We start from the raw sequence: 13945 nt of genomic DNA, 5'->3' as shown, positions 1-13945 counted from the left end.
GGGCTGAATGACGCGCTGCCGTCTCACTGATCCAGGTCGGCGGGTGAGTCCCACCCACCTTCACCGGTAGCGACCAACTTTCGGCGTGCGCTGGACGGCTGGGTAGGGTCGCGGTACCCGAACTGGAGAGGTAGTTGCATGGCCCACGAGATTGTGATCGCGCAGACGACCAGTGACGACGAGGATCAGGCGAAGGCGCTGGCCCGGGGCGCGGTCGAGAGCAAGCTGGCAGCGGGCGTTCACATCGATGCGCCGATCACCGCCTTCTACTGGTGGAAGGGGAAGGTCGAGACGGCGCAGGAGTGGCGGATCTCGTACATGACTACGACGGACCGTCTCCCGGCACTGGAGGCATGGCTTCACGAGAAGCACCCGTACGACGTCCCCCAGTGGATCACGCTGCCCGTGACCGGAGGGTCGGAGGCGTACCTGTCCTGGGTGGTTGAGGAGACGGCACAGGACTGAGGAGCGTCGGGCCGGCCGTACGACGGCGTTCGCGTCCTGGGCTTGCTCGCCTACCGCGCGAGGAGGCTCAGGAAGCGAACTGCCTCAGGTAAACGGCGAGTTCCTGCTCGCTGTCGGGGAGGGAGGCTGCGATAGTCGCCGCACGCTCCTTGCCCATCGTGTTGGGCTTAGCCTGTGCCGCAGACGCGAACTGGCGTGCCACGTAGATACCTTGGTCGACGTCACCTCCACGCAGCAGGGCCGAAGCGAGATCTCCGAGGACCACAACGCCTCCGTCCGGGAGTTCAGCGCCGAGACGGTGGACTGCGGTGTCGGCTGTAGCGGTGAGTTCGGGACGCCGCAACTGCCCGTATACGGAGAGGGCCAACGAGTCCATGCGGTAGGGGGTCACGAACCGGACCCACGCCTGCTCGCTGGTGTGATCCGCGAAGTCGTAGGCAAAGCGCGCTCGGTCCAACGCCCGGAGCGCCCCCGTCTCGTCGCCGGCCGCCGCAGCTTCCTCCGCGTGCCTGCCGAGGAGCCAGGCGGCAGCAGTAGCGTTGCCGTGGCCTCGCACGTCGTTGGCCGCTTGGGAAAGGAGCTCCAACTTCGCCTTCGGCGTCGAAGCGCCGTAGCTGGTGTAGGTCAGGGCCAGGGCTCGGAGTGGAGGGTGCCCGGCGGTCGCCGCGCACTGCGACGTGACCTTGTAGTAGGCATCGGCTTTGTCGAGCTCGCCCAGGTCCCAGGCCACCCAACCGGCCAGGGCAGCCGTTTCTCCGGCGGCGATGGTGAGAGCCCGTTCGTGCTCGCCGACACGAGGCAGAGCCGCGGTGATCGCGTCAAGATGCGACTCGACCGTGCTTTGTAGTCGCCGGGCGCTGAGGTTGAGTTCCTGGACGTGCAGTTCAGCGGCCCGGTCGATGAGCGCGACGGCGGAGGGCGAATCGATCACGGACCCCTTACCGAGGGCGAGGGCGAGTCGCCCCCAGGGCTCGGCAGCCGCGCTCACGCCGATAGCAGCGCCACCCAGCAGTGTGCGACGCTTCACGGCGTCCTGGGCCTCCCCTGCATTGGCATGCCCCTTTCTCTTGCGAGCGCGGGCAGCCTTTGCCTCCCGCCGTAGTTCCTCGAAGGGGACACCGCAGGCCGCCGCGATGTGGCCGATTGTGTGATTGGTAGGGACGTTCTCGAAGTTCTCATAGCGGCTGATCTCTCGGCGGGTCATGGTGTCCCGGCCGGAGACAGCGTTGATCGCGTCTGCCTGCTCCTCCTGCGTCCGGCCCGCATCCTGCCGAAGCCGGAGGAGAAGGTCGGCGAACGGATCTGGCATGAGTGTGACCTCTATTGGTGGGCGGAATCCAATCATGACCTCAACTCCCCCTCCCGTTTCCCCCCTTGACAGAACTTTCCCCCGCTGGATTCCCCTGGTCGACGGCGTCTCCGCGCGATGCGATAGGCCCCATGACCAGGCTCCAAGAGGCACCCCCGCCCGGCAGGGGCATCCGAGGCTTTGCGGCCGCAGCAGGCGCGTCATACGTGAGGTCAGTTCAGGAGGACCGACGCAGCACATCGGCATGGGCAGACATACCCACGGCATCCCATGCCTGTCAGGCGGCCTTTCTCCCTGACCTCAGGGTAGTTGCGGAGATGCAGCAGGTAGCCAGGGCGTTCCTGCGGCGGTGCCGTGTTTCGAAGCTGGTGGCGGAGTTCTTCGCACTGGCCGTCTCGGAGCTGGTCACCAACGCGGTGATTCACGGTGAGGGCGAAGTCATGCTCCAGATCACGGTGGCCGTCGACGTAGTGCGCGCCTCCGTAACCGATCACAACCCGGTTCCAGCAGTACTCAAGGAAGCCGGACGCGACGGTGAATCGGGTCGTGGGATCCGGCTTGTCGACGCGATCTCAGACGCGTGGGAGAGCAACGGCGAGGAGACGTGGTGTGAGTTCCGGGACGCGAGGGCTGCGGCTTGAGTCAGACCTCCAGATGTTCCTCGACCATGCGAATGACGAGTAGCGCAACTCAGTCCCTCCCGCTACACAGAGCGCTCCGAGGGCCGTTCCGTTGCCTTCGCCCAGTAGTTCGGTTCAAGCATCTCGCCAGGCCATGCTGGCTGACAGATCGGGCCCCGAGGCCCCATCTGCTCGAAATACGGCGCCAGGTCGATCACGGGCGTCCCTTCAACGGCGTCGAGATCGGTGACCAGGAGGTCCCGACCTTCGACCTTCAGCAACCGCGGGTAACTGATCGCCAGTTGGTTGGGTCGCCGGTGGTTGCGGTGGACGAACGTACCCGTCGCCGGCCAGTTCTGGTTTCCCCGAGGACTGCGTGCATGGAGCTGGACGTCTTCGGGTTCCGCCAGGTGGAAGCGCCAGGTCACGACCAGGTGGGAGAACTCCTCAATTCCTTGCAGGGTCTCGGGCGGATACGCGTCGTCGAGCCTGATGATCGATTCGACCGCGCCTTGATAGTCGTCCTGAACGCGGGTGTGGCCCCCGACGACCGTTGCAATCGATTCGACCTCGTACGTCACCATCGGCGCTCGTTCCTCTCCCTGGGCGTAGCGCGTGCGGCGGCCTCCGGCCGGCGCCGCGGATCTGCTCGTCGGTCAGCCTATGGCGCGCAGCATGTCTCGCGCTCGCCGGTCCAGTTCGGCGACGTGGCGACCGCCGCGTTGCCGGACGGGCGAGAGGTCACTCTGCATGCGGACGATGACGTCGCGGGCGCGGCCGGACTGGACGCCGACCATGGCGTCGAGGGCCCGGTTCCAGGTGGCACACGCCTCGTCGAGGCGTCCCTGTTGTACCTGGACGCCGAGGTAGCCGAGGGTCACGCTGTGGGTGCGGGCGTATTGCTGGCGGCGGCGGGTGGCAACGCTGCGCTGGAAGTGGATCTCCGCGTCGAGCGGCTGGCCCATGTCGCGCAGGGCGCAAGCAGTCTCGTGGGCGAGGGAGGCTTCCTGGAAGAAGTCCACGCGGCCCGGCGCATCGTCGTTGTCGGCGCGGGCGAGGTCCCGCTCCGCGCGGCTGATGGCCGCGAGGGTGCCGGGCCGGTCGCCGCCGGCTGCGAGTGCTCGGGAGTGAACGATCGCGAGCAGGGCCTTCTCGCGGTGGCTGGCCTGGCCGTAGCGGTCGCGGGCCATGGAGGCGTCGGCCAGGGCGAGTGCTCTGCGCGGGTGCCCGAGGTCCACTGCTTGGTGTGCCAGGGCTCGCAGGATGTGTCCGCCGAGCGGTCCGTCCCCGGCTTCGGCCGCGATGCGGGCAGCAAGGGTGAGGTAGCGCTGGGCCGTTCGGTGCTCAGAGGCGTCGAAGGCCATCCAGCCGGCGAGGTAGGTCATCTCCGCGACGGCGGAGTACGTATCCCTGCGGTGCTGCTCCGTGCGAAATCGACTGCCGAGCAGGGGGACTGCTTCATCGCGAAGGTGGCCGGCCAGGGCCGAGCGTCCGGAGGCTCCGCCACGCTGCTGGTCTCGCGCGGAGTAGAAGTTCGTGAGGCCGCGGACATCGTCGATGTCGGCCTGGCCTACCAGCCGGGGGGAGACTGCCGTGCGCCTTGCTGCCGCGGCAGGAGCGGCTGTCCACCACGAGGCGGTAGGCCGACGAGGTCCAGCGCAACCTGGACGACGCCTTCCTCCAACAGCGCGTGCTCACCGCACCGCGGGACGGCTGGTCCACCCGCACCCGTCATTCGGTCGCCGAGAGTCTGGACCACCGCTGGCACCTGCCCCTGAACAACCCCGACGTCCAGCGCTATGAGGAACTCGAACGCCGTCACGGACAAGCCCGCGTCCGCCTCTACCAGCTCCTAGTCGACGAAGAGGGGGCGCCACTGCGCGACCTGTTGAGTCGGGGCCCCTTCAGCGGCCACACGCTGTTGCGTCAACTGGCCCGCGCCCTGCACGGACTGGGGGAGCGCTCCGAACACCACAAGTCTCCTGAACTCGAAGACCTGGCCCAGGACTTCTTCGAAGCCAGACTGCAACCGCTCGCCTCCGAGTCCATGGCACTGCCGCCGCCCGACCTCTCCCCCGTTCTGGAGGCGATGACCTCCGCCCATGACGGCACCTCTCCCCCGGACGTCGCCGCGCTCGCGTGGCTGCGCCAGTGCGACGCGCCCGAAACTGTCCTCACCGACGATGAGCTTGCCGACACCGAGGAAAGCGGAACGGAAGGCCACCCCGAAAGCGAAGACACGGCCGACGCGCCCACCCCCCGCGAGCTGCACTGGGCACGTCTGCTGCAGGCCGGTATCTGGGCGGCCCGGATCACCACAACATTCTTCCAGATGGCCAAGCTCTACCCGGCCGTCAACGCAGACCTCGCCCTGGACGTGGACGAAGAAGCCGGGTTCCTCAAGGACCAGCCGCCCCGCGAGCTGATGGCGTTCGTCCCCGAACAGCCCGCCGGGAACCTGATGTCGCTGGAATGGCAGCCCACACCCAGCGGCGACAGCGGCTCGCTGCGCATCCTGTGGCTACGTGGCGTGGGCCGCTGGCTGCTGTATCACCTGCACGACCTGCTGTCCCCCGAAGACATCGACGGCCCCAACACCGTCCTGGCCTCTGCGACGTCGCATGCGCCGGCGGCCCCGAAGTACCACATCGATCTTCCGGTCGGTCTCGTGCTGCGCACCCCGAAACCCTCCCGCGCCGCCCTGGCCGCCTCCCGGATGTTCCTGCGCCCGGGATACACCGCCGGAGGGCGCCCGGTGTTCGTCTCCGGCACTGGCGGCGATCCCCAGCGCCGAGCCCAAGCACTGCTGCGAAATACGGCCGCACTGTGTCTGCCCCGCCCCGGGGCTGCCACCGACCTGCTCGCCCAGGTCCGCACGATGCTGGCCGAGGGCCGTAAACAAGTGCTGTTCACCGTGCTCAGCACCCGCGATGCCGAAACTGTCGCCACCTACCTCAACCTGCACACCACCTACACCGCCCGGCACGTGGTCCGCGACGGCGATTCCCCCGGCCCCTACGGCATCGCCCGCCGCCAGGTCGCCACATTCCCCGCCACCGGCGCCGACATCCTCGTCGCCTCCGAAGGCACCATTCAGCGCGGCCACAACCTCCTCAACGCCCGCCGCGAAGCAGCCCTCGGCGCCATCTTCTACCTGGTACGGCCCCACCCTCCGGGCGACGACTCCTCGTTCGTCCTGTCCCTCCTCGGTGCAGACGCCATGCGCCGCCTCGCCCACCCGACCGACCTGTCCCTGCCCGGCGCGGACGCCGACGACCTCGCCCGCAGGTTGCGCCACGGAGCGCGCGCCACCTGGAGCCTGTTCGGCCAGCCGATCCTCTTCTCCCGGCTGGCCGAACAACGGCTGCGCGACGCCTTCGCCGGCAACCAGCTGAACTCCACCTACCAGACCGCCGGCCGCGGCATCCGCGGGGACGTTCCCGTCCTCGTCTACCTGTGCGACGCCGCCTGGGCACCGCGCACCGCGGACCGCGACGAGACCGCACCCGACACCGAACGCACCAGTCTCCTGGTCGCCACCCAGCACCTGCTCGACCGCATGCTCACCGCCCCCGGCCCCGACGCCTCGCCGATCGAACGCCGTACTGATTTCGGCGTTTCGGGGTCTGGATTTGTGTCGGGAGGGGTGACGGGGTCCGTCCGGGCTGGTACGCCGGAGGTATGCGGTATCCGGACGGGGGCGGGCTGACCGCCGAGCAGCGCAGGCGCCGGGAAGAGGTACGGATGCGGGCCGTTGACCTCTTCGATGAGGGCGTGGAAGTCCCGTGCATCGCCCGGGAGTTACGGGTGAGTGAGAAGTCGGTCTACCAGTGGCGCCGCACCTGGAGGACGGGCGGACGCGAGGCGCTGCGTTCCAGAGGCCCCTGCGGCTACGACTGTCGGCTCGGCCCACACCTGCAGACCAAGCTCGCGATGTGGCTTGATGAGGGGCCGGCCGCGCACGGCTGGGCGGACGACCAGGTGTGGACCGCCGCGCGGGTACGCACGCTGATCGGGCGGAAGTTCCACCTCTCCTACAGCGTCTCCGGGGTCACTCGGCTGCTGCACCGCATGGGCTACAGCGTGCAGATGCCCGCCCGGCCCGCCGCCGAACGCGACGAGGACGCGATCACCGCATGGCGGGAGGCGACCTGGCAGGAGGTAAACCCTCCGGGCGGCGACCGGCGCGTTCATCTGCTTCGAGGACGAAGCGGGCGTGACCGGTCGGCCGCCCAAGGGCCGCACCTGGGGCCGGCGCGGCATCACCCCGAGGGTCAAGGTGCCCGGCCGTAGCCGGGGACGTCTCTCGGTGGCCGGTCTGCTGTGCTACCGGCCGGGCCTGCCCGCCCGTCTGTGCTACCGGCTGCGTCGGCATACCGGCCGCAAGGGCGAGCGTCGCTCGCTGGGCGAGGCGGACTACATACGCCTGTTGGATGGCGCCCACCAACTGCTCAAGGCCCCGCTGATCGTGGTGTGGGACCGGCTGAACACCCACATCTCCAAGACGATGAAGGCACTCGTTGCCGAGCGGGACTGGCTGACGGTGGTCCTGCTGCCCGGGTATGCGCCCGACCTCAACCCGGTCGAGGGCCTGTGGGCGCACATCAAGCGGAGCCTGGCCAACCTGGCCGCCCGCACCCTCAGCGAGCTGGAGACTCTGCTCCGCAGGCGGCTCAAAGCGCTGCAGTACCGGCACGGCATCCTCGGCGGATTCCTCGCCGGGACGGGCCTCGCGCTCGACAGACCGGACAGACCCTAATACGCCGAAGTCAGTAATCACGCCATTCGCCAAGCCTGTTGGGGGCTGGCCGGCCACCTGTACTCCACCATCGACCTGGGAATCTGACATGCCCCAATACCGTCGGCAGCAGTCCGCCGTCTTCGTCTTCACCCCTGACGCCGAACTCACCGCTCACTCCCTCTCAGCCGCGCTTCCGGCCCCCTGGCTGCGCCATCTGCGCACCGTCTGGGAGACCCGCCCCGGACGCCACAGCGCCAGCAGCCTGCCCACCCGCAGCCTGTCCGCGTTGCTGCCCGCCTTCGACCCTCGCATCACCTCCCTGGACCACCGCCTCGACTCCCCCCACGCGCTGCGGGCCACCGCTGAACCCACCACTCCCTTCGACCTGGCCGTGGCTGCCTGGGCCGCCATCGATGTCGCCCCTCACCTGCCCGAGACAGACTGGGAAGCCCTGCTGGGCGAACACCCCGTGCAGTGGCACAGCGAAGACCTCGACCTCGCACACCTCGCCCGCGCCCATGTGCACTCCAACAACACCGCCAACCCTGCCGAAGCAGTCTGGTCGGTGCTGCCCAGCCTGCTCGCCGAGCGCATCGCCACCACCGGTCTCACCCTCGCCGGCCACGCATATACCGGCTGGCTCGGCCCCACCCAGCCCGACAGGCGCCGCCGCGTCTACCTCGGCCCACCCGTCGAACTCACCGACCGCACCGGCGCCCAGGGCCTGTACACGCCCTACATCGAATTCCACCTCGAAACGATCCCCGGCGACCCCCAGGTCCGACTCCACGCCGACCTCCACATGGCCCGCTTCGCCGCCCGCCCAATGAGCTACATCCCCCGCCGCGGCGACAAACCGGCCACCCTCAGCGCCCTGCTCCACACCGACACCGGCTTCCTCACCTCCACCGAGCGGCGCATGCTCGTCCAGGCGGAACTCACCCTCCAGCACACCGCAGACGGCTCCCGCCTGACATGGGCGCCCCGCATCTCCCGCCTCCTGGCACTCCTCTCCCGCCCCCGATACCCCGCCCCCGACACGCTGCGCACCGATCCCGCCTCACTGGCCAGCAGCACTGAGCAGACCATCGCTGCCTGGGCCACACACAGCACCGGTATGCGCTACCACCTGCCGAAGTCCCCCGACGCCCCCTCCACTCCCGACGTGCGCAAGAGCGCCGAGCATCCGGCCGCCCCCGGCTACCAGCCGCGCGATCACCTCGAAGTCTTCGACGCCCTCACCCCGCTCCTCGCCCCGCTCGGCCTGATTCCGGTCACCGCCGCGCACAAGGCCCCCGCCCGCACCCGGCCCTTTCCGCCGCCCTCCGCGCGTATCCCAGCTGTCCCCCGCCCTCACTACCAAATGGAGCACTGGGCTACATCGCCCCGCACCCGTCAGGCCCTCCACCTCGCCCTCACCGACAAACTCGCGCTCACCTCCGAGCCCGGCGAGTCCACCGACGGCTCGGCCACCTACAGCGGCGACGACTACACCCTCACCGTCCACCCGTACGACCCCGGAAGCCTCACCGGCGGCGTCCCCCGCTCCGCCCATACCGACCGTGCCGCGCGCCGCGCCGAGGACGACCGGGCCCGCGCCGACCACACCCAGCAGATCCGCGAGCACGTGCCACCTGCCACCGCCCCGCGGGCTGCAGTCATCGAACTCGACGACCAGCACTACTTCGGCCGCAACCAACTCCTCGACCCCAAAGCCTCGTTCAAGGCAAACCTGCCGTCACTGGGACGCCGGGTGCAGTGCATGCGCCCCGTCCTTCCCGCCCCCGACAAGGCCAGCAAGGTAAAGCGCTACCCCGGGACCGACCTGCGCTCCAGCGACATCGAACGCGCCGCGGCCTCAGCCCTCGACGCCCTGCGCCAGATCGGCTACCTTCCCGACCTTTCTCAACCACGCGGCATCACCGGCCCCTTCGAACTGATCACCCTGTGGATGCCGCCCGCCCCCGGCAACCAGTGCGTCCCGATGATCCTGCGCGCCCGCCCCGGCACCCCACCCACCGCACAGCTCATGCCCACCCGAGGCAGCAACTACGAACCCGAAATCCCCTTCACTCAACTCCCCGAGGCCCTCACCGCCAAACGCGGCCGCATCAACGCCTACCGCGATCGCCCCGCCCTCGTCGACTTCCTGCGCCAGGCACTCGCCCCGGACAGCACCACCGACCGGATCTTCCTCGCCCGCGCCGCCACCCTGCGCCAGCGCGACATCTGGCCCTGGCTCCAGGACACCCATCTCACCCCCGGAGCCGTCCACGCACCCGGCACCCGCCTGGACCAACCCGAAACCGTCCCCACCCCGCGCAAGCCCGGCGACCTGCCCGGCCTGCGCATCATCCGGATCCGCGAGGCCGCCGACCGTAACGCCGTCGCCCACCTCTTCGGCGTCCCCTACAACGAAGAGACCGAACAACGCACCCCCGGCAACGGACGCTTCAGCGGACTCGTTCAGCACAGCGACACCGTCTTCTACGGACTCAACCCCCGCCCAGACCAGAACCAGACCCCTCTCAACGTCACCAAACTCGACCCTGCACGACCCCAGGACGCCACCTGGTCCGTGCACAACCCCCGCCCCCTGGAGATCGTCACAGCGCTCCTGCAAGACGGCGATGACCCCGCCGAACTCGCCATGTACGTCCAGGTCCTGCGGCGCTCCGTCCTGCATGCCGCCAACGGCACCGTCTGGCCCTGGCTCATTCACTGCGCCGACCTCATGACCGAGTACCTCGTGTAGCGCCCTCCAGCAAGCCGATCACCGCGGCCATACGCCTCAGATTCGACAGGTAGGCCGCGGTGCCAGCACCTTCGCCAGGCACGGCGACTGGAAGGTTGCGAACAGGGCAGGACTGGGCCTGCACTCCGGCCGCCCAGAGACCCTGCCCCCTCAACGGCAGTTCGTGCGGGGGCCTGCACGTGGCCTGGGCCCTGCCGGTCCTGTGCCTGCCGCCCAAGCCACACACTCAAGTCGACGACCTAGTCGCGGCCAGCGCGCCGTCAGCCCCGAGCAGCGAGCCGAGGCGTCACGACGCTACGGCAGTCCTGTCTGGCATGTCGGCCCATGCGCTGGCCGCGGCGCACCCATTCATCGATACGGCCCCGGCTCCGCACACGCTTGCGCCACCTGTCGAAGGCGTGTGCGCTAGGCGGTGGTGTCTCGCTGCGTAATTCTCGACAACCTGCCACGCCCGCCTAGTTAACAGGGGGTCTGACCAGCGACCTGAAACGCCTGACGGCCCATCAGAACGAGCCCGACCCCGCCTGTTCTCCACCGCCGCGCAACTCGTGAACACCGGCCGCCGTCGCTGGCCCTGCCTGCCCGCCCGATGGCCCTGGACCGACATCATCACCGATGCGATCGACAGGCTCCAGGCCCTGCCGAACCCCGGCTGACCAGCCACTTCGACCGTCCCAACAACCCGAACGACTACACCGGGAAGTGGAACCCGGCGCCCACCCGATGCGACAACCGGGCCCTCAGCCTGCTCTGACCCCGGAAAAGCCGCACCCCACAAACGCAGAGCCCGAACAGGCCCGCGACCGCCACTTGTGCACGGGCCGGAAGCAGGCTGATGCTCATCGCGCCTATAGGGTCCTCGCACACTCCCAGCACGCCGCATTCCATCTCTCGGAATACCTCACTCACCGACGGGCACAGTCCGCTTGACTGAGGGGCGAGTTTCGGTACCAAATCGCCAGCCGCCCCGGCGGACACGTCAGGGCCTACAGTCAGCCGTATCCGCTGATCAACGGCACACATAACCGAGGCAACGTAGCGCGGGATCGCCGGTTGGCCAAACCGGCGATCCCGCGCACCATTTGTAGTCCACCGCCACAACCTGCCCGTACATCGAAAGGCACCACCCGACGTCTGCCCCCACGCCCCACGCACCTCGACGTGCGGAGCTGCGCCGAACAACACCCGCGTCCATAGAGTTTGCCAGCTAGACCGGTGACGCATCCTGGAGATCGGCTACCGCTCGCGCGGCCGTCGGCCAGCGCACACGCCGAGCTGCCGCCCTTCCCAAAAACACTCCGCCGCCAATCCACAGCACTTGAAAAGACATTGGAGTAGGCCGCGGCGCTGATGGAGCCGGCGCTCGGGCTGTGGCGCGGGCCGACCCTGGGCGACCTGCCGAGCGGTTCGGCCATCAGCCGGTACGTCACCTGGCTGATGGAACTGCGCCTGGAGTGCAGCGAGATGCTCGCCGACGCCCAGCTCGAACTTGGCCGCCACCGGGAGCTGGTGCCGAGTCTGTACTCGCTCACAGCCGAGCACCCGCTGCGGGAGGTCTTCTACCGGCAGCTGATGCTCGCGCTGTACCGCTCGGACCGCAAGGCGGACGCCCTCATGGTCTACCTGCCCGCCGGACGCTCAACGCGGAACTCGGCCTGGAGCCGTGCCGTTCGGTCCAGGACCTCCAGCGGACCATTCTCATGGCCGACGCCCCGGCCCGGTAGCCGCAACCGGCCGCCTGACGCGCGCCACGCTTCAGGCGGCCCCGGCGGCGGGGACGTAGAGGGCGTGGACGGCCCCCAGGCTGGACACTTCGAGGAGGTCGGGCAGCGCCACCCGGCGGCCGGTCTCCCGCTCCATCGCGGTCACCAGCCACAGCAGGTGCACGGAGTCCCAGCCCGGCACCTCGTCGAGGCTCAGGCCGATGTGTTCGGCCGTCACCGGCATGCCCAGCTCGTCGCGGACGAGGGTGACGAAGTCGTCGATGGTCATCACAGTGCTTGTCCTTCCGGATGCGCGGTCAGTCGGATGTGCTCCGGGGACGGGACGATGTCGGCGAGGTCGTGCCGGTAGGTCGTCGTCGTCCCGTCGTCGGCCACCTGCTGGAAGCCGTAGCGGGGGTACAGGTCCTTGACGGTGGTGTTCTTGGCCGTCGGCCGGTAGCTGCCGTACACGGCCTTCAGGCCGGCGTCCCGGGCGTGCCGGAGCAGCGCGGAGAGGCACGCCTGCTCGATGCCGCGGGAGAAGACCCGGCAGCTGAGCAGGAAGTTCTCCACCCGGACGGTGTCGCCGTCGCGGCGGACGAAGACCGCGCCCACCAGGCCGTTGTCGCCGAAGCGGTCGGTGGAGCGGATCGCGAGCGCCCAGGTGCCGGGGTCGGCGATCCGCTCCCGGACGTCCTGCGGCTGGAGGCGTTCGGTCGTGAGGTTGAACTGGTTGGTGCGCAGGGTGATCTGGGAGACCCGGGGGACGTCGCGCTCCTCGACGGGGGTGAACGTCACCCGCACGTCGAGTTCGCGCAGGTAGTCCTCGAGCGAGGAGAAGCTGTGCAGGAAGTCGGAGCGGGCGCTCTCCTCGCGGTACTTGGCGGGGCGGCTGCGGTCCTCGGCGGTGAGCTCCCGGGTGTCGAACCAGCCGTCCCGCAGCAGGCGCTCCACGTGCAGGGCCGGCTCGTCGTCGAGCCGGACGACCGCCACCTCGGGGAGCTCCTGGCGCACCAGCCCGCATTCGTAGGGGCTGTCGTCCGCGAAGACGAAGCTGTCCACGCCCAGGTTGAGCGCCTGGGCGAGGTCCCTGAGGTTGTCCGACTTGGGCTGCCAGTTGGCGGTGATCCGGACGAAGTCGTCCTCGCGCAGCACCATGTCGGGGTGTTCGCGGAAGACCGCGCGCACCGGTTCCCGGTCGTTCTTGCTGGCGGCGGCGAGCAGGACGCCCTGGGAGCCCAGCTGCTTGGCGACCCGCTGGAAGGCCAGGAACGCCTCGCCGCGGTAGCTGCCGCCGACCTCGATGCCGTCCGGTCCGTCGTCGCCGAGGACCCCGCCCCAGACGGTGTTGTCGAGGTCGAGCACCAGGGCCTTCTTGGTGCGTCCGGTCAGCTGGCGGCCGAGGTGCCCGGCCTCCCGCGCATAGGCGGCGAGCAGCGCGGGGGAGAAGTGGGACTTGGCGTACACGCTCAGCCGCGCGTCGCTGACGAGGTCGCCCTCGGCGGCGAGCGGGTCGAGGTCGAGCACCACGAGCGACGGGTGGCCCTCGGCGAGGCACAGCAGCCGGGCGTTGGCGTCGCGCCACACGGCGCCGAGCGCGGCCCGGGAGCGGTAGTCGACGAGCTGGGCGGTGTGGCGCCGCAGCAGCGGCAGGGTGTTGAACAGCAGGGTCCCGCGGCTGGTGGTCCCGAAGGCCGCGGCGAGGCCTTCGACGAGCCGGATCTTCTCGTCGAGGACGCGTTCGACGTCCGCCACGTGCCACAGGGTCGGGACCTCGTCGAAGACGAGCGCCGGGTCCAGCACGCAGAGCACCAGTTCGGGGGCGACCGCGTACAGGGCGCTGCCCGGGTCGGAGAGGTCGAAGACGAAGGAGTTGTAGTCCGAGACGTGCGGGCGCAGCAGCAGCCCGTGCCGGGCGAACTCGGCCGTCAGCGGCGCGACGAGGGAGGAGAGGGTGCCGTGGCCGGTGACGGCGACGGTCATGGCCGGGACGGCGGGGTGCTCGCGCAGGACCTCGTCCGGGTCGAGCCGGCCGAGCAGCTGCCCGGCCCGGGTCAGGCCCTCGCCCGACAGTTCGGACAGCAGGCCGCGGACCTCCGGGTAGTGGGCGGCGAGCCGGCCGGAGCGGAGCAGTTCGAGGAGCCGTCGCTCCGGCGTGAGGGGGGCCGTCTCGCGCGCGGAGCCGTCCGTCGGTACCGGGGTGTCCATCCTGCGTCCTCTCTCGCGAGCTGCGTGTCGAAGTGGCGAACGCCGGATCGCTCCTCGAAGGGCAGCCCGGCAGCGACGAGCCGATCGATCTCCGCCGAACCGCAACGCAGCATCTCCTGCGCCACCGATTCGGGCTGACTCTTG

Annotated in this window: 10 protein-coding genes and 2 pseudogenes; 7 read left to right on the top strand and 5 right to left on the bottom strand. The window is 69.4% G+C overall.

Annotated features, from left to right (window positions below; all coding sequences use genetic code 11):
- Positions 1 to 138: 138 nt before the first annotated feature.
- On the top strand, positions 139 to 465 hold the full coding sequence (gene cutA, locus OH735_RS31280; RefSeq protein ID WP_392666819.1) for a divalent-cation tolerance protein CutA: 327 nt from the start codon (positions 139 to 141) through the stop codon (positions 463 to 465).
- 67 nt (positions 466 to 532) lie between these two features.
- On the opposite strand, the gene OH735_RS31275 is transcribed toward cutA, so the two are convergent.
- The gene (locus OH735_RS31275) at positions 533 to 1774 is read right to left on the bottom strand and encodes a helix-turn-helix transcriptional regulator (RefSeq protein WP_406385026.1); all 1242 of its coding nucleotides are present in this window, start codon (positions 1772 to 1774) and stop codon (positions 533 to 535) included.
- Between the two features lie 131 nt (positions 1775 to 1905).
- On the opposite strand from OH735_RS31275, the gene OH735_RS31270 reads away from it, so the two are divergent.
- On the top strand, positions 1906 to 2415 hold the full coding sequence (locus OH735_RS31270; RefSeq protein ID WP_406385025.1) for an ATP-binding protein: 510 nt from the start codon (positions 1906 to 1908) through the stop codon (positions 2413 to 2415).
- A gap of 62 nt (positions 2416 to 2477) precedes the next feature.
- Here the strand turns inward: OH735_RS31270 and OH735_RS31265 are convergent, their stop codons facing one another.
- The gene (locus OH735_RS31265) at positions 2478 to 2978 is read right to left on the bottom strand and encodes an SAM-dependent methyltransferase (RefSeq protein WP_406385024.1); all 501 of its coding nucleotides are present in this window, start codon (positions 2976 to 2978) and stop codon (positions 2478 to 2480) included.
- Between the two features lie 72 nt (positions 2979 to 3050).
- Positions 3051 to 4037 (bottom strand): annotated as a pseudogene (locus OH735_RS31260) (Tat pathway signal protein); the annotation flags it as partial.
- 47 nt (positions 4038 to 4084) lie between these two features.
- On the opposite strand from OH735_RS31260, the gene OH735_RS31255 reads away from it, so the two are divergent.
- The 5 genes and pseudogenes from OH735_RS31255 to OH735_RS31235 form a co-directional block, all read left to right on the top strand.
- On the top strand, positions 4085 to 6103 hold the full coding sequence (locus OH735_RS31255; protein ID WP_406385023.1) for a hypothetical protein: 2019 nt from the start codon (positions 4085 to 4087) through the stop codon (positions 6101 to 6103).
- The gene (locus tag OH735_RS31250; RefSeq protein ID WP_406385022.1) at positions 6076 to 6687 is read left to right on the top strand and encodes a winged helix-turn-helix domain-containing protein; all 612 of its coding nucleotides are present in this window, start codon (positions 6076 to 6078) and stop codon (positions 6685 to 6687) included. Before OH735_RS31255 ends, OH735_RS31250 begins: the two co-directional genes overlap by 28 nt.
- The gene (locus tag OH735_RS31245) at positions 6611 to 7153 is read left to right on the top strand and encodes a transposase (protein WP_406381518.1); all 543 of its coding nucleotides are present in this window, start codon (positions 6611 to 6613) and stop codon (positions 7151 to 7153) included. The genes OH735_RS31250 and OH735_RS31245 overlap by 77 nt, the downstream gene beginning before the upstream one ends.
- Positions 7154 to 7241: 88 nt before the next feature.
- A complete protein-coding gene (locus OH735_RS31240) occupies positions 7242 to 9890 on the top strand; it encodes an RNaseH domain-containing protein (protein WP_406385021.1) in 2649 nt (882 codons plus the stop codon).
- A gap of 1350 nt (positions 9891 to 11240) precedes the next feature.
- Positions 11241 to 11453: pseudogene (locus tag OH735_RS31235) on the top strand (BTAD domain-containing putative transcriptional regulator); the annotation flags it as partial.
- A gap of 192 nt (positions 11454 to 11645) precedes the next feature.
- On the opposite strand, the gene OH735_RS31230 reads toward OH735_RS31235, so the two are convergent.
- Together OH735_RS31230 and OH735_RS31225 are read right to left on the bottom strand one after the other, a co-directional pair.
- Complete coding sequence (locus OH735_RS31230; RefSeq protein WP_406385020.1) at positions 11646 to 11882, bottom strand: acyl carrier protein; 237 nt, start codon at positions 11880 to 11882, stop codon at positions 11646 to 11648.
- Positions 11882 to 13801 (bottom strand): HAD-IIIC family phosphatase, encoded by a 1920-nt coding sequence (locus tag OH735_RS31225; protein WP_406385019.1) that lies wholly within the window; start codon positions 13799 to 13801, stop codon positions 11882 to 11884. The genes OH735_RS31230 and OH735_RS31225 overlap by 1 nt, the downstream gene beginning before the upstream one ends.
- Positions 13802 to 13945: the final 144 nt, after the last annotated feature.

The sequence above is a fragment of the Streptomyces sp. NBC_01618 genome (genome assembly GCF_045209435.1).
Classification (GTDB): domain Bacteria; phylum Actinomycetota; class Actinomycetes; order Streptomycetales; family Streptomycetaceae; genus Streptomyces.
This window is presented reverse-complemented; position numbering and strand designations above follow the sequence as displayed.